General features: G+C 57.4%; 19 protein-coding genes. 10 read left to right on the forward strand and 9 right to left on the reverse strand.

Annotated features, from left to right (window positions below; genetic code table 11):
• Positions 1-586: 586 nt before the first annotated feature.
• On the forward strand, positions 587-1,861 hold the full coding sequence (locus LQ945_RS01310) for a Glu/Leu/Phe/Val family dehydrogenase (protein WP_262239590.1): 1,275 nt from the start codon (positions 587-589) through the stop codon (positions 1,859-1,861).
• Between the two features lie 56 nt (positions 1,862-1,917).
• On the opposite strand, the gene LQ945_RS01315 is transcribed toward LQ945_RS01310, so the two are convergent.
• Complete coding sequence (locus LQ945_RS01315; RefSeq protein ID WP_270102106.1) at positions 1,918-3,456, reverse strand: long-chain-fatty-acid--CoA ligase; 1,539 nt, start codon at positions 3,454-3,456, stop codon at positions 1,918-1,920.
• A 196-nt stretch (positions 3,457-3,652) separates the two neighbouring features.
• On the opposite strand from LQ945_RS01315, the gene LQ945_RS01320 reads away from it, so the two are divergent.
• Positions 3,653-4,222, forward strand: coding sequence for a DJ-1/PfpI family protein (locus tag LQ945_RS01320; protein ID WP_270102107.1), 570 nt, complete (start codon positions 3,653-3,655; stop codon positions 4,220-4,222).
• A 78-nt stretch (positions 4,223-4,300) separates the two neighbouring features.
• On the opposite strand, the gene LQ945_RS01325 is transcribed toward LQ945_RS01320, so the two are convergent.
• The 5 genes from LQ945_RS01325 to LQ945_RS01345 all read right to left on the reverse strand — a co-directional run bounded on the left by LQ945_RS01325 (position 4,301) and on the right by LQ945_RS01345 (position 12,285).
• Positions 4,301-4,678 (reverse strand): DUF1493 family protein, encoded by a 378-nt coding sequence (locus LQ945_RS01325; RefSeq protein WP_333482954.1) that lies wholly within the window; start codon positions 4,676-4,678, stop codon positions 4,301-4,303.
• Between the two features lie 183 nt (positions 4,679-4,861).
• The gene (locus LQ945_RS01330; RefSeq protein WP_270102109.1) at positions 4,862-6,319 is read right to left on the reverse strand and encodes an efflux transporter outer membrane subunit; all 1,458 of its coding nucleotides are present in this window, start codon (positions 6,317-6,319) and stop codon (positions 4,862-4,864) included.
• Between the two features lies 1 nt (position 6,320).
• Positions 6,321-9,476, reverse strand: coding sequence for an efflux RND transporter permease subunit (locus tag LQ945_RS01335; protein WP_270102110.1), 3,156 nt, complete (start codon positions 9,474-9,476; stop codon positions 6,321-6,323).
• Between the two features lie 2 nt (positions 9,477-9,478).
• Positions 9,479-10,621, reverse strand: coding sequence for an efflux RND transporter periplasmic adaptor subunit (locus LQ945_RS01340; protein WP_270102111.1), 1,143 nt, complete (start codon positions 10,619-10,621; stop codon positions 9,479-9,481).
• A 149-nt stretch (positions 10,622-10,770) separates the two neighbouring features.
• Positions 10,771-12,285: an MDR family MFS transporter gene (locus LQ945_RS01345; RefSeq protein WP_270102112.1), complete on the reverse strand. Its 1,515-nt coding sequence runs from the start codon at positions 12,283-12,285 to the stop codon at positions 10,771-10,773.
• A gap of 43 nt (positions 12,286-12,328) precedes the next feature.
• Here LQ945_RS01345 and LQ945_RS01350 point away from each other — a divergent pair, with 43 nt between their 5' ends.
• Positions 12,329-13,030: a TetR/AcrR family transcriptional regulator gene (locus tag LQ945_RS01350; RefSeq protein ID WP_420136173.1), complete on the forward strand. Its 702-nt coding sequence runs from the start codon at positions 12,329-12,331 to the stop codon at positions 13,028-13,030.
• A 42-nt stretch (positions 13,031-13,072) separates the two neighbouring features.
• On the opposite strand, the gene LQ945_RS01355 is transcribed toward LQ945_RS01350, so the two are convergent.
• Positions 13,073-14,203: an agmatine deiminase family protein gene (locus tag LQ945_RS01355; protein WP_044551240.1), complete on the reverse strand. Its 1,131-nt coding sequence runs from the start codon at positions 14,201-14,203 to the stop codon at positions 13,073-13,075.
• 148 nt (positions 14,204-14,351) lie between these two features.
• Between LQ945_RS01355 and LQ945_RS01360 the strand changes: the two genes are divergently transcribed.
• From LQ945_RS01360 to LQ945_RS01390, 7 genes are all read left to right on the forward strand, one after another.
• Positions 14,352-15,215 (forward strand): LysR family transcriptional regulator, encoded by an 864-nt coding sequence (locus LQ945_RS01360; RefSeq protein ID WP_044551241.1) that lies wholly within the window; start codon positions 14,352-14,354, stop codon positions 15,213-15,215.
• A 152-nt stretch (positions 15,216-15,367) separates the two neighbouring features.
• Positions 15,368-17,041, forward strand: a complete 1,674-nt coding sequence (ggt, locus tag LQ945_RS01365; RefSeq protein WP_270102114.1) for a gamma-glutamyltransferase — start codon at positions 15,368-15,370, stop codon at positions 17,039-17,041.
• Between the two features lie 224 nt (positions 17,042-17,265).
• Positions 17,266-17,844, forward strand: coding sequence for a tyrosine-type DNA invertase (locus LQ945_RS01370; RefSeq protein WP_270102115.1), 579 nt, complete (start codon positions 17,266-17,268; stop codon positions 17,842-17,844).
• Positions 17,845-18,213: 369 nt separating this feature from the next.
• Positions 18,214-18,948, forward strand: coding sequence for a fimbrial protein (locus LQ945_RS01375; RefSeq protein WP_270102116.1), 735 nt, complete (start codon positions 18,214-18,216; stop codon positions 18,946-18,948).
• A gap of 21 nt (positions 18,949-18,969) precedes the next feature.
• Complete coding sequence (locus LQ945_RS01380; RefSeq protein ID WP_270102117.1) at positions 18,970-19,494, forward strand: CS1 type fimbrial major subunit; 525 nt, start codon at positions 18,970-18,972, stop codon at positions 19,492-19,494.
• Between the two features lie 89 nt (positions 19,495-19,583).
• Complete coding sequence (locus tag LQ945_RS01385; protein WP_270102118.1) at positions 19,584-22,214, forward strand: TcfC E-set like domain-containing protein; 2,631 nt, start codon at positions 19,584-19,586, stop codon at positions 22,212-22,214.
• Between the two features lie 198 nt (positions 22,215-22,412).
• Positions 22,413-23,402: a CfaE/CblD family pilus tip adhesin gene (locus LQ945_RS01390; protein WP_333482964.1), complete on the forward strand. Its 990-nt coding sequence runs from the start codon at positions 22,413-22,415 to the stop codon at positions 23,400-23,402.
• 66 nt (positions 23,403-23,468) lie between these two features.
• Here LQ945_RS01390 and LQ945_RS01395 read toward each other — a convergent pair whose 3' ends face one another.
• Positions 23,469-25,412, reverse strand: a complete 1,944-nt coding sequence (locus LQ945_RS01395; protein WP_270102120.1) for a DUF3857 domain-containing protein — start codon at positions 25,410-25,412, stop codon at positions 23,469-23,471.
• 131 nt (positions 25,413-25,543) lie between these two features.
• Entirely contained in the window at positions 25,544-26,113 is a 570-nt protein-coding gene (locus tag LQ945_RS01400) for a helix-turn-helix domain-containing protein (RefSeq protein WP_270102121.1), read from the reverse strand.
• Positions 26,114-26,150 lie beyond the last annotated feature (37 nt).

Raw genomic sequence — 26,150 nt, forward strand, 5'->3', positions numbered from 1 at the left:
GAAGAAATACTGGAATACCCAAATTTGTGTGACGGATACTTTCAGGCCCCCCTGCTGGGGATACCGGCAAAACGATACCGGCCCTTTGTTAAAGGGAAGTTAAAAACTGTACGCATCAGAAAATGGCTGTTCGAGCTGCGCGGTTGCGCTCATTTAGCATGCGAAGCATGAGCTTGGAGGATGATTCATTTATTATCAGTCAGTTGTGATTATTTTTGTTCAAGAATAAAACGCTGACAACGCCGATTTAACATGAATTTAACTCCGGCGTCAGGAAACGGCATTGTCAACACGACACTTAAATAAAATGAAACTTTTTGATCACATTCAAGCTTCTGAAAAATAGATGAAAACGGGTTTTATGCATTTTTTATGCATAAAGCATGGGTACCCCCCGCGACCACCGTACAAAAGTAATTAACTATTCATTTTTGCGTCGCCAAACCGGCTTGAAACCGGCCTGTGGCCCGATGAGTGGGGGCTAACAAGCCGCGTTTTTAATGGTAAATTTAGCGTCGCAAAAGTGTTATGCACTTAGTAATCCACGGTTAAACAAAATAAATACCTATATATAAAAAGGTTGGTTATGGAAAAGCTATCCTACGCTTCAGAAAGCAGCACAACGGCCTGGGCCACCTATCTGCAACAAATTGACCGCGTTGCACCTTATCTCGGTGAGCTGTCGCGTTGGGTTGATACCCTGCGTCACCCTAAGCGTGCGCTGATCGTTGATATTCCTCTGCAAATGGACGACGGTTCAATCCGCCACTTCGAAGGTTTCCGCGTTCAGCACAACCTGTCGCGCGGCCCGGGTAAAGGCGGCATCCGTTACCATCCAGATGTTGATCTCGATGAGGTTATGGCGTTGTCAGCCTGGATGACCATCAAATGTGCGGCAGTTAACCTGCCTTACGGTGGCGCCAAGGGGGGGATCCGCGTCGATCCTTTCAAACTGTCTGAAGGCGAGCTGGAAAGATTGACCCGCCGCTACACCAGCGAAATCGGCTTTATCATCGGCCCACAGAAAGATATTCCCGCACCGGACGTCGGCACCAACTCCAAAGTGATGGCCTGGATGATGGATACCTACTCCATGAACCACGGCACTACCATCACCGGCGTCGTCACCGGCAAGCCTATCCATCTGGGCGGCTCTCTGGGCCGTGAAAAAGCGACCGGCCGTGGCGTGTTCGTTACCGGTTGTGAAGTGGCCAAACGTTTGGGCGTGCAGCTCGAAGGTGCCAAAGTGGCAGTACAGGGCTTTGGTAACGTGGGCAGCGAAGCGGCTCGTCTGTTCGTCGGCATCGGCGCACGCGTAGTGGTGATCCAGGACCACTCAGCTACCCTGTTCAATCCGGACGGCATCGACCTGAGCGCGCTGACCGAATGGCAAGCCAAGAACAAGCAGATCGCCGGCTTCCCTGGCGCCAAAGAAATCGAAAGCGAAGCTTTCTGGTCCGTAGACATGGACATCCTGATCCCAGCCGCCCTGGAAGGTCAGATCACCCGTCAACGTGCAGAAATCCTCAGCGCCAAGCTGGTACTGGAAGGGGCGAACGGCCCAACCTATCCAGATGCGGACGACGTTCTGCGTTCACGCAACATCACCGTAGTGCCTGACGTTATCTGTAACGCCGGCGGCGTGACCGTCAGTTACTTCGAGTGGGTGCAGGACATGGCCAGCTACTTCTGGAGCGAAAGCGAAATCAACGAGCGTATGGACAAGATCATGACCGACGCTATGATTCACGTTTGGAACAAGTCCGAAGAGAAAGAATGCAGCCTGCGCACCGCGGCTTATATCGTCGCCTGTGAGCGTATCCTGACCGCACGTAAAGAGCGTGGCATTTACCCAGGTTAATGCGTTATCCCTCCCGGCTTGCTTTGCAGGCCGGGATTATTTCCAAACAGAGCCCCTCAGCGCAGTAACCTTTTCAACACCTTTCCGGTGCTGGTCATCGGTAGCCGTTCGACAAACTCTACGATACGCGGATATTTAAACGCCGCCAGTCGCTCTTTGGTCCAGGCGATCAGCGCCCCCTCCGTTACCGGGTCATCTAGGTCCTTCAACACCACCACCGCTTTAATTTCCTCTCCCAGCGATGGATGCGGCACCCCGATCACCGCCACGAAGGAAACGGCCGGATGGCGAATCATCAGTTCCTCCACTTCGCGCGGATAAACGTTGAATCCCCCGCGGATAATCACGTCTTTCGACCTATCGACAATAAAATAAAAGCCATCGGCGTCGCGTCGCGCCAGATCGCCGGTTCTAAACCAGCCGTTTTCCAGAACTTCGGCCGTGGCCTCCGGTCGGTTAAGGTAACCTTTCATCACGTTGTGGCCGCGCACCGCAATCTCGCCGACCTGATCAATACCCGCCACCGTTTTGCCGGTGACATCAACCAGGCGGACCTCAACGCCCCAGATCGGTTGGCCGATAGATCCCACTTTGTTAACGCGTCCTGGGTGATTGAAGGTAGCGACCGGACTGGTTTCCGACAGTCCGTACCCCTCCAGAATGTTAACGCCGAAACGACGGGCAAAATCTTCAATGATCTGCACCGGCAAACTGGCCCCGCCGGAGACCGCCATGCGCAGATTTTTGCGCAACAGCGCCAGATCTACGCTGTCGTCCAGCGCGTTCAGCAATGCCCAGTACATGGTAGGTACGCCGGCGAAAAAAGTGATGGCGTATTTTTGCATCAGCGAGATAGCCAACTTTGCATCAAAACGCGGAACCAGCACCAGCGTCGCCCCCAAGGCAAAGCCGGCATTCATCTGGACGGTGGAGCCGAAAGTATGGAACAGCGGCAGCGTCACCAAATGACGATCGGGGCGTTCTACCGAGCTGTTGAATAACTGTACCGAACCCAGCGCATTCAATACCAGGTTGGAATGGGTCAACTCCGCGCCTTTGGCACGACCGGTGGTTCCGCTGGTGTAGAGGATCACTGCGGTATCGGACTCCAGGGTGCTGGCACTGTCAAAATCGGCAGGTTGCTGGCGGATGGCCTGGCTGAAGCGGTCGCCGCTCAGCGCCAGGCTGTCACCGATAATAATGAAATCGCGGCACTGTTGAGCGGAATCGAACGCGATTTTTGCCTCTTCCCCCAACGTCAATCCCTGGCCCCCTTCAAAGCAAAAAAAGGCCACCGCCTGCGAATCCTGCAGGTAGTATTCAAACTCCCCCGCTTTCAGCAAGGTATTTAACGGCACCACCACCGCACCCGCTTTGAGAATGCCGAAATAAATCGCCGGAAACTCCCAACGGTTGGGGCAGGCCAGCGCCACCCGCTCCCCCGGTTTCACGCCCCGCCCCCTCAGCAGATGGGCGACCTGGTTGGCAAATTGATCGAGTTCGACATAGCTAAGCTGGACTTCGTCCTGAACCAGTGCCAGACGGTTGGGGAAAGTACGCGCACTCTCTTCAAGCAATGTGGCCAAATTAAGCATGTGAGGGTCTCATGAGCAGAAACCGGGAAGCCCGGTGAGTCAATAATTGAGATACTGCGCCACCTCATTGAGGTTGATCTCCCTGAACCGCCTCCGGCGGTAAAATCAGTATAGATGCATCCGCGCCAGGGGCAGGTTCGCGTTCCACCCAGCGGTAGGCTATATGTTAGGGATTATTCCTCCCGGAGATCCCCGTATGAGCAAGAAAAAGATCCTGATGCTGGTTGGTGATTACGCTGAAGATTATGAAACCATGGTGCCCTTTCAGGCATTGCAGATGATTGGCCATCAGGTGGATGCCGTCTGCCCGGACAAGGTCAAAGGCGATTACATCATGACGGCAATCCATGATTTCGACGGCGCGCAGACCTACAGTGAAAAACCTGGCCACCGTTTCACCCTGAATGCCGACTTTTCTGCTGCAAAAGAAGAAGACTACGACGCGCTGTTGATCCCCGGCGGCAGAGCGCCCGAGTATCTGCGTCTGAACCCGCAGGTTATCAAGCTGGTGCAGGCTTTTGATGCCGCGCGCAAACCCATCGCCGCCGTGTGTCACGGCCCGCAGCTGTTGGCCGCCGCCGGGGTGCTTAAAGGCAGAACCTGCAGCGCCTATCCGGCCTGCGCCCCGGAAGTGCAGTTGGCCGGAGGCCACTATGCGGATATCGGTATCGATCAGGCCCATGTTGACGGCAATCTGGTGACCGCCCCTGCCTGGCCGGCGCACCCGCAATGGCTGGCAAAATTTGCCGAGCTGCTGGCACAATAATCCCGTTAAAAGGCCCGCAATTTCTTTGCGGGCCTGAAACTGCATTCGGCGCGATGAGTTAACGCATCCAATATTGGATCATTTTAATTGCTCAATCAGAAAGTGAATGTCATAAAGCCAGCGTTTGGCCCGGGCGGATCGCACCAGCATATAAACATATAATGGCCGGATCCTTTCCATTTCAAGATCCCAGTGATTCGCTCGACGATTTGATGAGGAGAACAATAACGCCGATTTTGACTCCTGACGAAAATACAGCTCATGATTGTAATTGCTGCTGTCGATGAGAAAGGCGTCGAAATAGCCACGCATTAGCGTTTCCGACATTGGCAAGGACAGGTGCAGCTCTTTGTTAATTTCCGTATTGAGCGTAACGGCAATCCCCTTTTTAAGCAGGCTGGGCGAATTATAGCGATCAATCACTGAAATGACCTGTTGCTGAATATCACTTTCCATTTCAACCTCAATATATTTGGCCGCGAGAATGATGCGATATCATTCAGACCCTGCTGATGGTGGCGAGTTCTCCATCGTCTGGTCATTTTCCCTTTCTTTACACTTCCACCACAGAATGAATATAAAAAAACGCAGCGTGCTATCACCACACTGCGTAATTTAATTATTGCCCAGGCTTAAATCTTATTGGGTTAAAGATCTATTATTGGCAACCACGCCATCGCCCTGCTTTTCTGCCGCGATGCCCCCGCCCAGGACTTTATACAGAGTAATCAGGTTCTGATATTCGGTTTGGCGAGCCGCAATCAGCGACTGCTGGGCGGTATACAGCGTGCGCTGTGCGTCCAGCATAACCAGATAGGTATCTACTCCGTGGCGGTAACGCAGCTCCGCCAGGCGATAATATTCCTGCGAGGCCGCCACATAGCCGGTTTGTGCCGCTAACTGTTCCTGGATTGTGCCCTTGCGTGCCAACGCATCGGCCGTTTCCTGGAATGCCGTCTGCACCGCTTTCTCATAGGTGGCGACGTAGAGATCTTTCTGCGCCTTGGTGTAATTCAACTGCGCCGTATTATAGCCGCCGGTAAAGATTGGCAAGCTGATGCTCGGTGCAAACGACCAAACACCCGCCCCCTGACTGAACAGGGATGACAGTTCTCCACTGCCCACCCCGCCGCTGGCAGTCAGGCTGATAGACGGGAAGAACGCCGCGCGGGCAGAACCGATATTGGCATTGGCGGCCTTCAGATTATGCTCGGCTTCCAGCACGTCCGGACGGTTCAGCAGCACCTGCGACGACACATTGGCCGGCAGGTCTTTCATGATGCCAGACAACGCTTCGATCCCATCAGGTAACAGGCTTTCCGGCACGCTTTTTCCGACCACCAGATCCAGCGCATTCTTCGCCTGCGCCGCGCTGGTGGTATAGCTGGCTACGTCCGAACGCGCCTGCTGATACACCGTCTCCGCCGACGCCACGTCAACCATCGACAAAATGCCGTTTTGCTGATTCTTGCGTGTTACCGCCAGCGACTGTTTGGCACTTTCCATGGTGCCTTTGGCCGCGGCCAGATTGCTGCGTTCTGCCGCCACATTTACCCAGTCGGTCACGATGTCGGCAATCAACGCCAAACGGGTACTTTTAGCCGCCTCGGACTCCGCCAAATAGCTCTCGAATTTAGAGCGAGTCAGGCTGCGATTTTTGCCAAACAGATCCAACTCGAAGGCGCTGGTGCTGGCGTTAGCCTCGTAGCTTTGGCTAATCGCAGTAGCGTTGTTTGCCCCACCGGTCAGAGCGCGTGAACGCGTTCCTTCCAGACCGGCATTGATGGTAGGAAACAGATCGGCACGCTGCTCACCGTAGAGCGCCCTGGCAGATTCGATGTTGGCAATGGCCTCGCGCAAATCGCGACTGCTGCTCAGCCCCATTTCCACCACCTGCCGTAACCGACTATCGACCACATAGTCACGCCATGGAATGTCCGGGTAGCTTAATGACAATTTACCGGAGGGCGCGGTATAAGCCGCCCCTTGCGGCAGCGTTGAGGGCACCGGTGCCTGCGGGCGCTGATAGTCCGGATCCAGTGAGATACACCCCGCCAGCACCAGCGGAAAGGTCAAAGTGATTAAACGTTGCAGCACGTTATTCTCCTGCCTGCGGCGCAGTGTTTTCTGTTGGTTTGGCGGGGGTTGTTTTGCGTGAAAACATCCGTCTAACCAATACGTAGAACAAGGGAACGAAGAAGATGGCCAGTAATGTCGCCGTAATGGTACCGCCGATGATCCCGGTACCTATGGCGATCCGGCTGTTGGCCCCGGCGCCGCTGGAAACCGCCAAGGGCAATACGCCGGCGCTAAACGCCAGAGAGGTCATCAAAATGGGACGCAAGCGCATACGGGAAGCCTCCACGGCGGCGGCGATCAAGGCTTCGCCGCGCTGGTAATTCTCTTCGGCGAATTCGACGATCAGAATGGCGTTCTTGGCCGACAGGCCGATAATGGTTAATAACGCCACCTGGAAGTAAATGTCGTTTTCCAGCCCACGCAACGTGATCGCCAGCAGCGACCCCACCAGGCCCATAGGAACGACCATCATCACGGCAAACGGGATTGACCAGCTCTCGTACAGCGCGGCCAGGCACAGGAACACCACCACCAACGAAATGGCATACAAAGATGCTGCCTGCCCGCTGGTCAGTCGTTCCTGATAAGACAGCCCGCTCCACGAGAAGCTGCTGGCCGAGGAGAACTGCGCCGCCAGTTTTTCCATCTCGTCCATTGCCGTACCGGAACTGGCACCGGCTGCGCCCTCACCGGTGATCTCAAACGAGGACAGTCCGTTGTAACGCGACAGATTTTCCGGCCCGTAAATCCAATGTGAAGAGGCAAAGGCAGAGAACGGCGTCATGCTGGTGGTACTGCTGTTGGAGGTGCCGCGAACAAACCACTTGTCGAGATCCTCCGGCTTTGACCGATACTCGACGTCACCTTGCATATAGACCTTTTTCACCCGGTTGCGGTCGATAAAGTCGTTGATGTAGGTGCTGCCGAACGCGCTGGTGAGCGTACTGCTGACGTCGCCGGCGCTCAGGCCCAGCGCCTGAAGTTTGTCGTTGTCGATTTCTACCTGCAGCTGTGGCGTATCCGGCAAGGTGTTGGCACGAACCGCACTCAGATTTGGGTTTTTCCCGGCGGCGGCGATGATCTGGTCACGCATCACCTGCAACTCCGCACGGGTGGTCGCCCCTTTAGCCTGCAGTTCGAAGGTGAAACCGTCGGACTGGCCGAAGCCGTCAATCGCCGGCGGGCTCATCGAGAACACCTGGGCATCGCGGATCGTGGCAAAGTGCGCCATTGCGCGTTTGGCAATCGCATCGGCGGTATTGGCACTGCCGGGGCGCTGGCTCCAGTCTTTCAGACTGACAAAGGCCATACCGGCATTTTGCCCGCTGCCGCTGAAACCAAAACCGTTGATGGTGAAAATGGTGCTGACGTTGGCCTTCTCGTCGGTGAGGAAATAGTCTTTCACCGCATCGCTGACCGCCGAAGTACGGGCATTGGTCGCGCCGGCAGGCAGCGTATATTGCACCATCACCACGCCCTGATCTTCATTGGGCAAAAAGCCGGTCGGCAGCCGCATATACATCACGACGACGGCGATCAGCAGCAGTCCGTACAGCAGCAGATAACGCATCGGACTGTGGATCACCCGAGCCACCTTATCGGCGTATTTCTCCTGCAGGCGGTTATAGCCGCGGTTAAATTTGCCCAGCAGGCCTTTGTCGGTCAGATCGTCATGAGCCGGTTTCAGCAAGGTGGCACACAACGCCGGCGCCAACGTCAGCGCCAGGATCACTGACAGCACCATCGACGCCACGATGGTAACGGAGAACTGACGGTAGATAACCCCGGTGGAACCACCAAAGAAGGCCATCGGCAGGAACACCGCCGACAGCACCATGGCGATGCCGACCAGTGCCCCGGTGATTTCCTTCATCGATTTTTCCGTCGCCTGGCGCGGCGACAGCTTCTCTTCCCGCATCACGCGCTCGACGTTCTCTACCACCACAATGGCGTCATCCACCAACAGTCCAATCGCCAGCACCATACCAAACAGCGTCAGGGTGTTGATCGAATAGCCGAAGGCGGCGAGTACGCCAAAGGTGCCCAACAGCACCACCGGCACGGTGATGGTCGGGATCAGCGTAGTACGGAGGTTTTGCAGGAACACAAACATCACGATCACCACCAACACCACCGCCTCGATCAGCGTTTTCACCACTTCTTCGATCGAGATATTAATAAAATCGGTGCTGTCTTTCGGGTAGGCGACCTTGTAACCGTCGGGCATCGAAGTCTGGTATTCCGCCACCTTGGCTTTGACCAGCTTGGCGGTATTGAGCGCATTGGCCCCGGCGGCCAGTTTCACCGCGATGCCTGAGGCTGGATGCCCATTCAAACGGGCGCTGGAGGAGTAATCCTCGTTACCCAATTCCACCCGCGCCACGTCGCCCAGGCGCACCAGTGCGCCGCTGCTGTCACTCTTGAGAATGATGTTGCGGAACTGCTCCGGCGTTTGCAGGCGAGACTGCGCCTTTACCGTTGCGGTCAGTTGCTGATCGGCACCGGACGGCAAGTCGCCGATCTTACCGGCAGAAACCTGGGTGTTTTGCGCTTCTATCGCCGTTGACACGTCGGAAGGCATCAGTGAAAAGGACGCCAGCTTGGTCGGGTCAAGCCAGATGCGCATGGCGTATTCCGATCCGAATACCTGCACATCGCCAACCCCTTCAATGCGCGACAGCGGATCCTGAATGTTACTCACCAGATAGTCGGAAATGTCCGCAATGCTGGCCTTGTCGGTTTCGTCATACAGACCGACGATCAGCAAGAAGCTGCTCTGAGATTTTTTGACCGTAACCCCTTGCGCGGTGACCTCGGTAGGCAAACGGCTTTCCGCCTGCTGCACCTTGTTTTGCACCTGCACCTGCGCGATATCCGGATCGGTACCCTGGTCGAAGGTCACGTTAATGCTCACAGAGCCGTCGGAGCTACTGGTGGCTGAAAAGTAAAGCAGCCCGTCCAGCCCGGTAAGTTGTTGTTCGATGACCTGTGTCACGCTGTTTTCCAGCGTCTCGGCATCGGCGCCCGGATAGGTGGCGGAGATGGATATTTGTGGCGGGGAGACGTCAGGATATTGCGAAATGGGCAGCGAGTTGATCGACATCAGCCCGCACAGCATGATGATGATCGCAATCACCCAGGCGAAAACCGGTCGCCGAATAAAGAACTGCGCCATGGTTACTGCTCCCCGCCGTTAGCCGTCGGTTGTTTCACATCAACCGCTTTGACCTCAACGCCCGCAGCCACCTTATTGGTGCCTTCAACGATCAGACGATCGCCGGCTTTCAGGCCCTTGCTGACCAGCCAATTGCTGCCGATAACCTGCTCGGTAATAACCGTGCGTTGCTCCACTTTGTTTTCCGCGTTGACGACCAGCGCCGTGGCTTCCCCCTTGGCGTTACGGGTGATCCCCTGTTGAGGCGCCAAAATCCCTTTGGGGTCGACGCCGTTGTCGACCGTGGCGTGCACATACATGCCGGGCAGCAATTCGTGCTCGGGATTAGGGAACACCGCACGCAGGGTGACGGAGCCTGTTGACTCGTCTACCGCCACTTCCGTCAGCTCCAGCTTGCCGGGGTGGGTATAAGGCGTACCGTCCTCAAGTTTGATCGCCACCGGCGTGACATCGTCACGTTGCAGCGATGCCTGCTGTTTACGCAGTTTGAGCAATTGACTGCTGGATTGAGTGAGATCGACATAAATCGGATCGAGTGCGCGAATGGTCGCCAGGGCATCGGTCTGACTGGCGGTCACCAAAGCGCCCGGCGTAACGGAGGAAATGCCGATACGACCGGAAATCGGTGCACGAACCTGGGTATAGGCAAGATTGATTTTTGCGGTTTCCAGGGCTGCCTGGTATTGCGCAACGGCGGCAACCGCTTCCAGATAGGTCGCCATGGCATCATCCGCATCCTGTTTGGATACGCCATTCTCTTTTACCAGCGCCGCATAGCGCTGGGCTTTCAGGCGGCTGGACTTCACCGTGGCTTCAGCGCTTTTCAACTGAGCGGCAGCCTGATCGTAGCTGGCCTGGTAGGTTGCGGGATCGATCTGATACAGCACCTGCCCAGCCTTGACCTCGGCCCCTTCGGTAAACAGACGTTTTTTGATAATGCCGTCCACCTGGGGGCGAACGTCCGAGGTCATGGTGGCGTTCACGCGGCCGGTCAAATCGCTGCTTAGCGTTACCGGTTGAGCCTGCAGCGTCGCGACACCCACCTCCTGCACGCCACCGGCGCCGGCGGGTGCACCACCGCTCTGGCCATCACAAGCGGCCAGCAATAACGACAGGCTGACAAGTAAAACCTTTTTCCTCTGCATCGACTATCTATCCTATTGAGAACGTTTATTCTCAATATATAGAAAGCACTGTTTTTAGTCTGACAGGGTTGCGTAAGGATTGCGTAAAATTGCATCGCAGAGCGTGAGGAGAACCGGTGCGCGCCCACTTTACGCACCGGTTAAGGGCTTTACTTTTGACGAAGGGGGACGTCTTTCAAGAACCAGGTCAATGCGAAGGCCAGCGCCATAACCCCGGCGGCAATCTGATACACCGAGTGAATGGCCCCGCCAAAGGCTTGCAAATAGTCGTTCTGCAACGTCAACGGCAGATGATGCACCGCCGCCGCGCCCAAAGACCGCGGTAATGCCGTCCCTTCAGGCAGCAGGCTGGCCAACCGGCTGTGCAGCACATTGGTAAAAATCGCGCCGAACACGGCGACCCCGATGGAACCGCCGATAGAGCGAAACAGCGTAGCGCTCGAAGTGGCAACGCCCATGTGTTTTGGCTCGACGCTGTTTTGCGCCGCCAGGATCATCACCTGCATCACCATACCCAATCCCAACCCCAGCAGGCTGATGTAGAGATACAGCAGATGCACCGGCGTCGAGTTTTTCAGCGTCCCCAGCAGTATCATCCCGGCCAGGGCGCAGCAGGTGCCTATAATCGGAAAAATGCGGTATTTGCCGCGCTTGCTGATTAACCGCCCGCTGACGATGGAGCTGAACATAATCCCCCCCATCAGCGGCAGCAGTTGCATCCCGGCCTGGGTCGGCGTGGAATTCTTCACCACCTGCAAATACAGCGGCAGGAAAGTCACCGAACCAAACAGCGACATCCCGACGATAAAACCGACCAATGCGCACAGCAAAAAGGTCCGGTTGCGGAACAAGCCGAGCGGAATGATAGGCTCGCTCGCCAGCCGTTCTTCGTAGATAAAACCGCCCAACGACACCAGGCCAAAAGCCAGAATGCACCACAATTGGCCGTCCGACCAGGCCATTACCGTGCCGCCCTGGCTGGTAAACAGGATAATGCAGGTCAGGGCTGCGGCAAGGTAGCCGGCCCCCAGAAAATCGATTTCATGCTTCACGCGGTTGACCCTGGATTGGAACACCGCGCCAATCACCAACAGTGCGAAAATCCCCAGCGGCAGGTTGATATAGAAAATCCACCGCCATGAGAAATGCTGCACCAGCACCCCGCCAATCAACGGGCCCACCACCGTCGCCAGACCAAATACGCCGCCAAACAGCCCCTGATAACGTCCGCGCTCGGCCGGCGGGATCACATCGCCGACCACCGCCATGGTGACGACCAGCAACCCGCCACCGCCCAGCCCCTGCAAGGCACGCATCAGGATAAGCTGAGTCATGTTTTGCGCCAACCCGCACAGCACCGAACCGAGCAGGAACACCACAATGGCAATCTGCAGCACGATTTTACGGCCAAACAGATCGCCGAACTTGCCATACAGCGGCACCACTATCGTCGATGCCAGCAAATAAGCGGTGACTACCCACGACAGATTTTCCAGCCCGCCGAATTCACCGACAATGGTCGGTAATGCAGTGGACACAATGGTTTGATCGAGCGCCGCCAGCAACATGACCAGCAGCAATGCGGAGAACAACAACCGGATCGAGGGCGCCTGCCCAGACGCCCTGCCGCTGTCTTCGCTGCCTGCCAGATGACTGATACCCATTTAGGTGAGCTCACTTGTAATTAATTAATCGGGTAATTAATATATGAGTGATTCTTTTCTCCGGTCAATGGATCTCACCGCGATGACAGCACAAAACGTTAAAGCCCCGCGCCGCCCTGGTCGGCCAAGCGGCGGCACCAAGGGCACAGAAAAACGCGAGCACCTGCTGGATACAGCGCTTAATTTGTTTGCCCGTCAAGGCATTGCCGATACTTCGCTCAATGCCATTGCCCGTGAAGCCGGCGTCACCCCCGCCATGCTCCACTACTATTTTCACAACCGTGAACAGCTGTTAGACGTGCTGATCGAAGAGCGTTTCCTGCCGGTCCGGCTGGCCGCCGGCAGCGTTTTCGACGCCAATGCGGACGATCCTGTTGCCGCCTTCACCCAACTGGCCCAACGTTTTATCGATATCTCCACCGCACACCCCTGGTTCGCCCCGCTGTGGTTGCGAGAAGTGATGAGTGATAACGGCGTACTGAAGCAGCGGATGGACGAGCGTTTTGGCGATGCGCAACGCAAAGCGGCCCTGAAGTCGATTATGCGCTGGCAGGCAGAGGGCAAGCTGAATGCCGATCTGGAACCCTCTTTGCTGTTTATCACCCTGTTTGGCATGACGCTGCTGCCGCTGGCCACCGCGCCGAAATGGCACCGTGACAACAACAGCCACGGCCCGCAGAGCGCTGAAGTTATCGCGCGCCACGCCATTGCGCTGTTAAGTCACGGCCTGGGGCCGCAGCGCTAAAGGGAGATCCATTTTGGCGCTACGTACCCCCTGTTTATTTACTTAAACGGCCGGCAGTTGGCTGGTTACACAGTGGATCCCCCCGCCACCGGCGGCGATAGCGTCGATATTCAACTGCACCACTTCACGCTGTGGATAAAGCGCCGTCAATAATTCCAAGGCTGCGGCATCCGCTTCGGCATCGCCAAACTCCGGGGCGATAATCGCGCCGTTGATGACAAAGTAATTGATGTAACCGGCGGCAAAATCGGCATTGCCCTTGCTGAAGCGGCTACGACGAGGATCCAGCGGTGGCGATACCGTATGCACCTGTATCTTGCGGCCATCGGCATCCGTGGCCTGCTTGAGGATCGCCAGGTGATCCAGCGTGACCTGATGGTCGTAGGACTCCGGATCGCTGTCCAGATTGGCGATCACCACGCCTGGGCTGACGAAACGGGCATAAAAATCGACGTGAGCGTCGGTAATGTCTTTGCCCTTAATCCCCGGCAGCCAGATGATTTTTCGCAGGCCCAGCATCGCTTTGAGCTCTTGCTCTACCCGATCGCGGCTCCAGCCAGGGTTGCGATTGCGATTGACCCAGCTGCTCTCGGTCATGATGCCGGTGCCATGGCCATCCACTTCGATGCCACCGCCTTCCCCTACCAGGGCGCTGCGGCGCAGTGGATTAACCCCGAAATGCCTGGCCTGGAAAGCGGCCAACTGAGCATCCTTACCGTGCCGTTGCTTATTGCCCCAACCGTTAAAGTTGAAGTCCACCGCCGCCAATTCCCCCGCGTGGTTGGTAACGAAGTTGGCACCGATATCGCGCATCCAAATATCATCGAGCTCGGTAATGACAAAGGTCACATTGTGGCTGCCGCATTTTTTCTCTGCCAACTCTCGTTCGCGTTCACGGCAAAATACCGTCAGCGGCTGGTAAACCGCGATAGCACGGGCAATGCGGCCCAGGGCATCTTGCACGTCCGCCGTGAACTCACCCCAAATCGCCCGCTGTGCGCCAAAAGCGATAAATGCACATTGCTGAGGCTCGCCCTCATCGGGCATGCGCCAGCTTCCGCCAGCCGTTTTCTGAGCCGCGTGGCTGGACAATGACGCCAACCCCATCGAGGCCGTCAGGCTAATGCCGGCAATCAGGGAAGCCTGTTTGATAAATTCACGACGTGTTGACATGGTTTGCTCCTGTATTGCCGCCAAAACAATTAGCTAATCTATTCAGCAAAAGACGGCGTGATGTCGATAACGGTTATGTTAATCCCTTTAATCCGGGTAAAACAAAGGATACATTTAGCGGACACCTGATTAGATAGGCTTATCAATAATGCTTAAGCACTGGCCCCCGATGAACGCCCTGCGCGGTTTTGAAGCCGCCGCCCGGCTGGGCAGTTTCCACCAGGCCGCCGATGAGCTGCACCTCACTCAGTCGGCGATCAGCCAACAAATTCGCAGCCTTGAAGCCTTCCTGGAGCAACCGCTGTTTTTCCGCAGCGGCCGCAGCGTCAGCCTGACCGATGCCGGTCAGGATCTCTACAGCACTGCCCAGGTGATGCTGCAACAGTTGGCCGTTGGCATCCGCCGTCTGGAGCAGTACCGCAAACCCAACCAACTGATCGTCAACACTACGCCGGCGTTCGCCCGCCACTGGCTGGTTCCACGCCTTAAAAGCTTCCACCGGCAGCACCCGGATATCGACCTGTGGCTGTTCACCACCTTCGATCCACCGGATATGGCGACCGAAACCGTCGATCTGGCGATCCGCGACGATCTCAGCGCGCAAATTGAATGTAGCCTCAAAATGCTGCATCAGGATCGGCTCTATCCGGCTTGCCATCCTGAGCTGCTGAAGCGGGATAAGGCACAACGCACCACCTTGCACGGCGAACGTGAGATGGACTGGAGCCATTGGGCGGTTCAGGGCGGCGCCAACGTCGGGCAAAGCAGCCACGGCCTGAACTTCTCCGATCCCGGCCTGCTGTTGGATGCGGCCTGCGACGGCCTGGGCATCGCTCTGGTCAGCCAACTGCTGGCACAGCAGGCACAGGCCAGAGGCCTGCTGCAGCCACTGACGGAACAAAGCGTGCGCGGCCCCCATTGGGCATGGCTGATTCATCGCGACAGCGAGAATAATCCCCTCACTCAGCATTTCTGTGAGTGGTTACTAACTCAATTACCGGCGGCGATTTAACGTTCTACCTCACGCTTCCAAACGCAGGATAAAGCGCGACGGATTGAGCGGTGCTACTTTCAATCAAGCGCCCGAACAAGCTTAAACAATGGCGCTAAGTGGTTGTTGAGATTGAATTCACCTGTCATCGTTCAATTCGAAAAGGAAAGGCTATGCATTCTGGTTTATTAAAAACATTAGCACTTGGCGTGGCGTTAGCCACGCTCAGCCCTTCGGTATTCGCCGCTAATCTGAACGCCGGTGCCGTGGCGGCACCGGATCAATACGGTGCCAAAGTGGCCGCACAAATTTTGCAGGCCGGCGGTAATGCTGTCGATGCTGCGGTCGCGACCGCCTTTACGCTGGCGGTGACCTACCCGGAGGCCGGCAACATCGGCGGCGGCGGTTTTATGACCCTGTACGTCGACGGCAAGCCCTACTTCCTCGACTACCGGGAAGTCGCGCCCAAAGCGGCCACCAAAACCATGTACCTTAACGAAAAAGGCGAAGTGATCGAAAACCTCAGCCTGGTGGGCACCAAGGCCGCCGGCGTACCCGGCACGGTACTCGGGCTGTGGGAGGCGCATAAACGCTTCGGCAAGTTGCCCTGGGCAGAGCTGCTGACCCCGGCTATCGGCTATGCGCAACAAGGCTTTAAGGTGGCCGATCAGCAATACCAATACCGCGAGGATGCCAACAAGCTGTTCGCTGAAAAAACCAACTTCGGCGATTACTTTGGCAGCATGAAACCCGGCGCGGTGTTTAAACAGCCGGAGCTGGCCAAAACGCTGGAGCGCATCGCCAACCGGGGTGCAGAGGACTTCTATCAGGGGGAAACCGCCAAACTGTTGATCGCCCAGATGCAGCACGATGGCGGCCTGATCACCCAGCAGGATTTGACTGACTATCGGGTGAAGTGGCGCGAACCGATGAAAATCGCCTGGCGCGGCAATACCCTTTATACCGCCCCGCTGCCCAGCTCAGGTGGCATCGCGCTGGCGCAGTTACTGGGCATAAAAGAAGACCGAGCTGCCGATTTCAAAGGCGTAGCGCTTAATTCCGCCCGCTATATTCACTTACTGTCGGAAATCGAAAAGCGCGTCTTTGCCGATCGCGCCGATTACCTTGGCGATCCTGACTTTGCCAAGGTGCCGGTTGCCCAGTTGGTCGCCCCGGATTATTTGCAAAAGCGGGCTGCGGAGATCAACCCGACCGCCATTTCACCGACCGAAAAGGTGCGCCCAGGGTTAGAGCCCCATCAAACCACGCATTTCTCGATTGTTGACGCTCAGGGTAACGCGGTCAGCAATACCTATACGCTGAACTGGGACTTCGGCAGCGGTGTCGTGGTGAAAGGCGCAGGCTTCCTGTTGAATGACGAAATGGACGACTTCAGCGCCAAACCGGGCGTGGCCAATGCCTTTGGCGTGGTCGGTAGCGACGCCAACGCCATTGAGCCGGGCAAACGCATGCTTTCGTCCATGAGCCCGACCATTATCACCCGCGACGGCAACGTTAGCCTGGTGATCGGTACCCCTGGCGGTTCCCGCATTTTCACCTCGATTTTCCAGGTGATAAACAATCTCTATGACTACCGGTTACCGCTGGAGCAAGCGGTGGCCGCTCAGCGCGTCCATCACCAACTGTTGCCGAAAGACACTATCTTCTACGACGCTTTTGCCCCACTGACCGGCAACGTGGCCGACCAGTTGAAAGCCATGGGATACACACTGGAAGATCAGGGCTGGTACATGGGGGATATACAGGCGATCCGCGTCAATGGTGACACGCCGGAAACCGCCTCCGATCCGCGTGGCCGTGGTGTGGGGTTGGTAGTGAAGAAATAACGACAAAAAACCGGGCGCCTCGGTGAGAAATGCGCCCGGTTTTTATTTTTACTCTGCGGCACGTATGACATTTGTTTGATTTACGCTCTCAAGTTGCTCGCTTAACCAACAGGCACACAGTTTATTCCTAATTTCCGACACGTAATGCCTTCATTTCTTATACTCTCCTGCCGACCCGTTAACGGGCCGCGTTTCTTTTCTATCCCCACCCACAAGGAGTCATCATGAAAAATAACGAGCGCAAGCATCTCACGCGCCCGGAGATCGAGCGCATGCTGGTCGCCGCCGGCGACAGCCCCGATCCGGAACGCAATACCTGCCTGCTGTGGATGTGCTTTATTCACGGCTGCCGGGTCAGTGAACTGACCGGGCTGCATCTGGCAGATCTGGATATGGCGGCAGGCAGCCTGTACGTGCGTCGCCTCAAAAACGGGCTGTCTACCGTGCAACCTCTGCATCCCATGGAGCGTGATTTGCTGGCGCGCTGGCTGGAGCGCAGACAGCGCTACCCGGGGGCGAACGATTACGACTGGCTATTTTTATCCCACAAGGGCGGGCGGCTTTCTCGCTCCCGCATTTATCGGATACTGAAGCAATTAGGGGAACGGGCAGGACTGACGATTGCGGTACATCCCCATATGTTACGTCACGCCTGCGGCTACGCGTTGGCGGATAAAGGGGCGGATACCCGGCTGATTCAGGATTATCTTGGCCATCGCAACATCCAGCATACTGTGCTGTATACGGCCAGTAATGCAGGACGATTCAAGGCGTTGTGGTTCGAGGAAAATGTAACATTTTGAACCAAAGTGTCACTATACTAAGTTTCTGCTGCTAAAAACGTCAATTTTTTTCTGCAAAATTTCCGCAATTTGATTTTTATTTTTGAATATCATCCAGTTACAATCATCTACCTGAAACGTCATTTTCCAGCATATTATACTTTCCCACTTTTAAGCCTTGTTGCTCTGTCGTTACTCAATTCACTAATCCAGTTTATTACGCTGAAATAGCGCCATCCATGGCCTTTTTTTAGCGATATCGTACGCCATCATCCGCCTTTTTAGTCATAAATCCATAATGTGACACTTTGGTTCATTATGTTGCGTTTTTATCGGTCGCAAAACGGGGCTTATTCAGCCATTTTTATGCCTCACAGGGAGTGTGCAGACATGCCAAAAATCCACCGCGTGGCAGGGCTCACCCGCCGCAAATTCGTCGGGCTGACTGCCGCCCTGATGCTGGTCAACACCGGTTGCCTGGCCAACCTGACGGTCTACCCGATCAGCGCCGACATCGGTCCCGGCCAGGAGGCCACCACGCTGCAGGTGCTGTCCAAATCACCGCAGACCCAATACGTCCGTGTCGGCGTTAAACGTATCCTCAACCCGGCCACCCCACGCGAAACCGAGGTCGATGTCGCCAGCCAGCAAGGGTTGGTGGTGTCGCCGGACAAGTTCGCCCTGCCCGCCGGTGCCTCGCGCACCGTGCGATTAATCAGCCTGGCAACGCCCCCGCAGGAAGAAGCCTGGCGGGTCTATTTCGAGCCGGTGGCCTCACTGAGCGAAGACGAGCCTCCCGCCACACAAAACGCCCAGGTGAACGTCAACCTGGTCTGGGGTGTACTGGTCCGCCTGCTACCCGCCGTCCCACAACCACAACTGGCGCGCAGCGCCGACGGCAGCCAGTTACTCAACCCGGGCAACGTACGCCTGGGCGTATTGAAAGTGGGTCACTGTACGCCAGCCTGTCGCTGGCAGCAGATTGACCGCAGTGTCTATCCCGGTGAAGCCCTGGTGCTGCCCACCGGGATGTCAGGTGGCGTGGTACGCGTGGAATATCGCGACGGCGCCCCCACTCCGACGACGGCGGATTTGCCGGCCGGAGCCTCAACCCCAAAAAACTGAAATAACCAATAAGGATGTTGTATGAAAAAGTTGTATACCTTTGCCCCTATCGCCCTGGCCACCCTGTTCTCCCTGTCTGCCATGGCGGTACAGAAAGACATCACCATCACCGCCGATATCGACCCGACGGTTGAACTGCTGCAGGCCGACGGCACCGCGCTGCCGTCCAGCCTGAAAATGACCTACCTGCCCGGCGTCGGCCTGCAAAAGAAAACCCTCAGCACCAAAATCTTCACCAATGACGTGAAGAGCCAAGTCGAAATGCGTCTGCTGACCGCGCCGGTGCTGGCGTCCAACACCAAACCCAGCGCCACCGCCATCCCGCTGAGCGTCAGCTACAACGGCAAGACGCTGACCACCGCCGTGACCAAGGACAGCACGCTCAAACCGACCGACCTGTTCCCGAACGGCCGTCTGGATGCGGGCTCGGTGCCGTTTGACCTGGTCATTTCACAAACCACCCAGGCCGCCATCACCGAGTCCGGCAGCTACCAGGGCGTGGTCAGCCTGGTGCTGAATACCGCCACCGCTGCAGTTGGAGGTTAATAAAAGAACCCATATCGACAGGGCGCGCCTCCGGTGCGCCCTTTTCCCGGGTCTGGATGACCCCGGTTTGACCAAGGGAACTGAACGCCATGAATACCCGCTACCACCCACTGTATCTGGCCCTGCTGTTGGCCTGCCAGGCTGAGGCCGCGTCGCAGGTACCGCCGGGATTCGAATCACTGCTGCTGGGGCAGACGGAGCGGCTGGAAGTGCGGTTGCCGGGCCGCTCGCTCGGACTGTTTGTCGTCGAAGTCAAGCCCGATACCCTCACCTTTGAAACGCCGGAGACCGTGCTGGCGGCCGCAGGCCTGCAAGCATTATCCGAACCACAACAAAAACAGGCATTGCAGGCCCTGAGCCAACCGCTGGCACGCCATGGCAACCTGGCCTGCAACGGCAGCGCGACGCCGGGCTGCGGCTATGTCGCCACCGACAGCGTGGCGGCCATTCTGGATGAAAGCGAGGGCGCGGTGCTGTTATTTATGAAACCGACCTGGCTGGCCAGCATGAAACAGGACCAGCGCTGGCTGACCCCAACCCCGGCGGCGAAAAACGCCTTTATCCACCGTCAGACCGCCAACTACAGCGGCGACAAGGACAGCCAGAATCTGGCGCTGAACGGCACCGGGGCACTGGGGCTGGGCGAGCGCCGCTTTCTTGGCGGCAACTGGGCCTACACCTGGAACCGGGTGCGCGACGCCAGCGCCAGCCGCCTGTGGTTTGACAATCTCTATGCGCGACAGGACATGGGCAACCGCTACTACCTGCAGGCGGGCCGCATGGACCAGCGCAACCTCTCCAGCCCGCTGGGCGGCAACTTTGGTTTTACCCTGCTGCCGCTGACCCGCTTTGACGGTCTGCGGCTGGGGACCACCGACGCCTACGTCAACCAGAGCCTCAGCCGTGATGCCACCCCGGTGATGGTCCAGGTCAACCGCAATGCCCGGGTCGATATTTATCGCGGCAGCCAGCTGTTGGGCAGCCAGTATTTTTCACCGGGGATGCACGCCCTGAACAGCGACGGTTTTCCGCCCGGCAGCTACCCGCTGGAGCTGCGGGTGTATGAAGACGGGGTGCTGCAACGCAGCGAAAGCCAGCCGTTCAGCAAGGGCGGCAGCGCCTTCAGCGACCGCTGGCAATGGTTTTTTCAGGGCGGGAAATCTTCAGCGGAGCGTTCAGCCTCACCAGGGTCGGCCTCTTCAGGCACCGGCGCCGCCGGGGTGCAGCTGGCGCTGTGGCGCAACCTGCAACTGACCAGCGGCGTGGCGAAAACGCAGGGCACCACCTACAACGAAACCCGGCTCGACGCGCAACACGCCTTCAGCTTTGGCGTACTGACCCTGGCCGTCAGCGGGCTGGCCGGCAACGACGGCACCCGGGGCAACAGCCAGCAACTGAGCTTTGTCGACGGCTTTTCCGCCAGCCTGTACCGCTTTCACCTTGGCGGTGCCGGCTGCGGCCAGACAGACAACGGCCACAACAACGATATGGGCTGCTACACCTCGCTCAACGGCTCATTCTCGGTGCCGATTGCCGGCTGGAGCGCCACGCTGGGCTACAGCGACACGCAAAACAACGGGCGCAGCTACCAACGGCCAGTCTCGGCAGACGGTCTGGTGCCCGCACAAACCCTGCGCAGCGCCGACCAACGCAACCGCACCTGGCAACTGGGGCTGTCGCGGGCCTTCAACTGGGGCGGTACCACCGTCAGCACCCGGCTGGGGGGCTTTCGCAACCGCAACGGGCAGACCACCGACAACGGCGTTTACCTCGGTTTTACTCTGTCGCGTACCGACAGCGCAGCACAAACCGGTGGCAGCGACAGCTACAGCAGCGCCGGGGTGGACTGGCGCAACGGCGGAGGCCAGGCGCAGACCAGCTACAACCTCAACCATACCCGCATGTGGCAGCAAGAGACCTACCGCGAACTGGCGGTGAACTTCTCCGGCTACAACGACGAAAGCTACAGCGGCAGCCTCGGCGGCCGCACCAACGGACGCTACGGTGACCTGAGCGGCACCTTGAGCGACAGCCGCCGTCGCGGCGGAGGTAACCGCAGCGCATTGACCGGTGGCTACTCTTCGGCCATGGCGCTGTCCAGTGACGGCCTGTTCTGGGGCGGCAACGGCGGCGGTGAGCCTGCCGCCGGACTGGTGGTGCGGGTAGCCCCGGCGGACGAAAACGGCGGGGCCGCGCAGGTGAACGGCGGCAATACCCGCCCGCTGACGCTCGGTTTTGGGCAAAGCACCCTGCTGCCGCTGGAGGGCTATCAGCTTGCCAGCGTGGCGGTGCGGGACATCGCCGGCACCTCCGGCGGTGGGGTCGCCAACGTGAACGGCGGCGCGGGCGAAGGCCGTTACTTCCTGCCGCCGGGCCGGTTACTGGTGCGCGAGGTCAGCGCTAATATCACCTGGGTGTATATCGGCCAGGCGCTGGGGGCGAATGGCCAACCGCTGGCCAATGCGCAGGTGCTTAATCAGGCGCTGCCGGCGCTGGGGGCCGACGGCGGCTTTACCCTGCAGGCCAAACAGAAGGTGCCGGCGCTGTGGCTGATGAGCGACGGACAGCTGATGCGCTGCCCGCTGCGGGTCAAGGCGGTGCGGGATATCTTGCAAATTGTTGGCGCAACGCGCTGCGTCGCCGCTGGCGCAGAAGGACTGCCGCAGTCGCTGCTGATGACGCCACGGGTAATGAAACTGCTGGCAACGGCCAAACGCTAACCACAGGACAAAAACAGAATGAAGGCAATACTTAACCAAAGGGTAAAAAAGATATTTGTGTGCGGCCTGCTGCCGCTACTGATGACGGTAGCCAGTTATCCGGCACAGGCAGACCGCGTGCCGCCAGCGGATAACCACCAGATAATTACCCTGAGCTATGACAAAAGTGCACTGCCGGCGGACAATTATATCTGGAATATGGCTTCTGGTGGATATGATACCGTCGACCGAATACCGTGGAGCAGGAATGCCTGGGTTTGTCTGTCTGACGGCGATACGTCAACAGGCAGTTGCCCATCGAAGGCGCTGGACTGGGATGTTTATCATAACGCCGAGGGGAAACTATCATTAACCTTTACAGAGCAGCGTAGCCATCATTTTGTAGTTTTGACGCTAAAAAATATTAACAGAGGCAAATATTATGGAACTAGTTGTGCAGCAATAGCTGGCTATTATTACCCAATGTATGCTGCCGGCTACAATTGGTGTATCGACGGTAATGCCTCCAGAGCTGCCAGAACTCTCTCTGTTTATCTCCCACAAACCGAACTGGCCAAGCTCCCCACCGGCGGCGTCTGGAAAGCCAAACTGGTGCTAAACGAGATGATGTGGGATCCCTATGTCAAAGTCGCCACCTTCTCCGCCGATATCACCCTCAACGTCACCGATAAAAACAACGGCGCGATTTATTTACCAGCCTTTGGCAGCGCCACGCCGCGCGTTGACCTCAACCTGCGTACCCACCCCCTTTCCACTGCCCCCGGCGGCGAAGTCTCCGGCCAATCCAATATCGATATGTGCCTGTACGACGGTTACAACAGCAACAGCCCCTGGCTGAAGGTCACGCTGGCCGATCAGCAAAGCGTCGCCGGCCGCGCGGCGGACGTATTCTCGGTCAGCCGCGACGGCAGCAGCGCCACCGCCGCCGCCGATCGCATCGATTACCGCGTCACCCTCAACTACAATAATCAGCCGCAAAAGGTGAATAACGGTCAGGCGATTACCCTCACTGGCGTCAACACCGCGCTGATCCGTCCGGTGGTGCTGCCCGGCATCCCCTTCCCGGTGGTCTGCACCCCGGCACCGCTGACGCTGGACGTCTTGCCATTCGCCAAGCTGAGCAAGGCCGCCGGCCATTTTACCGGCACGCTGCGCGTCACCCTCAGCGCGGATGCACTGGCCCCGTAATCTTCAACGCGCTAGCGATAAAAAAACGGGCGCACCAGTGAAAGGTACGCCCGTTTTTTTGGGGTTCTACTGCTTGGCGACGGCAGGCGTAACACCGGTATTCGCCAACTCGCCGTACACGACCTGGCCACGGAAGCCGCGCCGCACCTGTTGGAACAAGGCGCGGAAGGCCGGATAATCCTGCGCCTGGCAGAGTGCGTCCTTACCACGCACGGCATTCAGCTGTAGCCGATGGTTGACCACCACCTGCTGCCCTTCGAGCTGCCATTCAACCTGGTATTGACCGGCCGCGTTGCTGAACTGCTGGTTTTTGGGAATGGTGATAATCGGCACGCCGGCGGGCAGGTGCAGACGATAGGTCTCGTCGTACTGCTGCGCGGTACAGAAGAACGGCGTTTCGTTAGCCGGGGCGGACGTCGTCGAGTAAAGCGTACGGAAAGACTTGCCGCCGGGCGGCGTCGGTACGGCCATTCCGCCCACTACGCTGAAATCGACATAATCCTCGGCTTTGAATTTGTAACTGTAGGCAAACGGCTTTTTGAGATCGAACGCATCGCCTTGCTTCACGATAACCCCACGGCCATCAATGCCTGAGGACGCCATGATGTTCTCTTCGACTCGCGCCCGGTTCTGCTGATTGATTTGCGAGAAATAGCCTCTCAGGTCGATCTCATCCACCTCCCCCAGCTTGCGTTCGGTTTGGCCGCGCATATTACCCGCTTTATCGAAGTAGAAGTCCACGCTGAGCGACGTATTGTTACGCTGTTCGTCGTTATCCGGGGTACGCGCCAGTTTGGCTTCGCGCGTCAGCAGCACCGGTGCCCCAAGATCGGCCCCCGGCAGTTGGCCGAAGCGCGCCCACGGGCTGGTAGAATCCAGATACAGATTGAACTCCGGCACGTAGGTAATCGCGTGGTTAAACCGGCCCAGCAGCGGCACCGTCGGCAAGATCGGCCCTTGATCCATGCCGATCAGCACCGGTGAACTGACGATGCCCTTGGCGGCCAGCAACGCCTCTAGCATCACCACATGATCCTTGCAGTCGCCATAGTGATTATCCAGGATGCTCTGCGCCGAATTCGGCTCCAGCCCGCCGTTGCCCAAATAGACCGCAACGTAACGAATATTCTGTGCCACCCAGCGATAAATCGCCGCCGTCTGCTCACGACGGTCGCTGATGCCGTCGGTAATTTTATCCGCCAACGCCTGGATCGCCGGGGTCACTTTGGCCGCCTGACTGGCTTTCTGTTGATAGGCTTTGGCCAGCTGTGGCCATTCGCGGTAGGTACTGGCCATGATGGTTGGGCTGAATGTCCAGCTGTTCGCCGACCAGTTTTGCGCTTCCAGCGGTTCACTGCGCCGGTAGTGCCAGCGCCAGTGGGCCTGACCGTCACGGATCTGCGGCTTATCTGCGCCCTCTACGCCTCGGGTAAAGACATGCATCGGCACATTGGCCGGCGCCTGCAAATTGACCTCAGCGTCATCAAACTGGTCGAAGACGCTGAAGGTCTCCCACAGGCCGAAGTAGTCCGGGAAATACGGGGTATTTTGCGTGCGCAACACCTGATACACCACGCGAGAACCCGGCGCCAGGTTGGAGAAGACGATCACCCTTACCTTGCGATCGGCATACAGCGGCGCAGAGGCACTGGAGTAGCTTTCCTGGGTATAAATGCGATCGGGCGCGACATCATGGCGCTGTCCATCGGCCGTCAGCGTATAGGCTGAAACCACCTTCAGCGTTTCCATTTTTTCGCTGTAGCTCAGGCGGATCTGGCTGAACTTCTCCACCGCCGCCTTGGTTTTGAGCAGCACCTCGTAACTCTCGGTCTTGGTGTTGCTGGCATTGGCATTGACTTGATAATCCGCGCGGTAACGCACAAAGCTGAAATCATTGCTAACGGCGGCATCCTTGGCGGCAACCGCGGGGGCCTCCACGGCCAACAGCGTTGCCGGGTGTGTTGCCGCCAGTCCAGCGGCCAACACGAGTGAAGGGATGACAATTTTCATCTTCGTTCCTTGAAGTTTTTAAACGATAACAGTGACATTGATAAAGTACTGACCACTGGCGCAAGAGCGGCACACTAATACAATTGAGAATCGTTTTCAATAAAATACCGTTTGAGTCCGGTGTGCCTGACTTAACCCTGCTCTATCAACATGACAGCCGTGGTATCGCTCTCCAAAGCATCAAAAATATGCTCGCGGTCGGCAGAATAACTGATGTAATCCCCGGCGTTTAATTCTACCGGCTGGTCCTTAGGCCCGACTAACGCCCTGCCGCTGCTGATAATCACATGCTCAATGGTGCCCGGCATATGCGGCCGCGAAATGCGGGCTTCGCCCGGTTGAACCTGTAGACGGTAAATATCGCGCTGTGCCCCTGGCGGACAGGTCGCCAACAAGGTGGCGGCGTAGTTGGCCTGTTCGGAAACCGTGGTTACCCCTTCATGGGCGCGGATCACCTGAACGTGTTGGCGTGGCTGAGAAATCAACCGGCTGACCGGCACATCCAGCGCCATCGCCAACGCCCACAAAGTTTCCAGGCTGGGGTTGCCGCTGCCGGTTTCCAACTGCGAAAGCGTCGATTTTGCAATGCCGGCTCGGCGAGCCAATTCGGTCACTGAGAGGCCCAATCGCTCGCGTTCACGGCGAATGGCGGCCGAAAGCAGGCCGATTGGCGTAGCGTTATTGCTGACAAAGTCGCTCATTGTTCACCATATCGTTCATTCGTTCGACTTGACGAAC

Origin of the sequence: Serratia liquefaciens (genome assembly GCF_027594825.1) — a bacterium.
Lineage (GTDB): Bacteria > Pseudomonadota > Gammaproteobacteria > Enterobacterales > Enterobacteriaceae > Serratia > Serratia liquefaciens_A.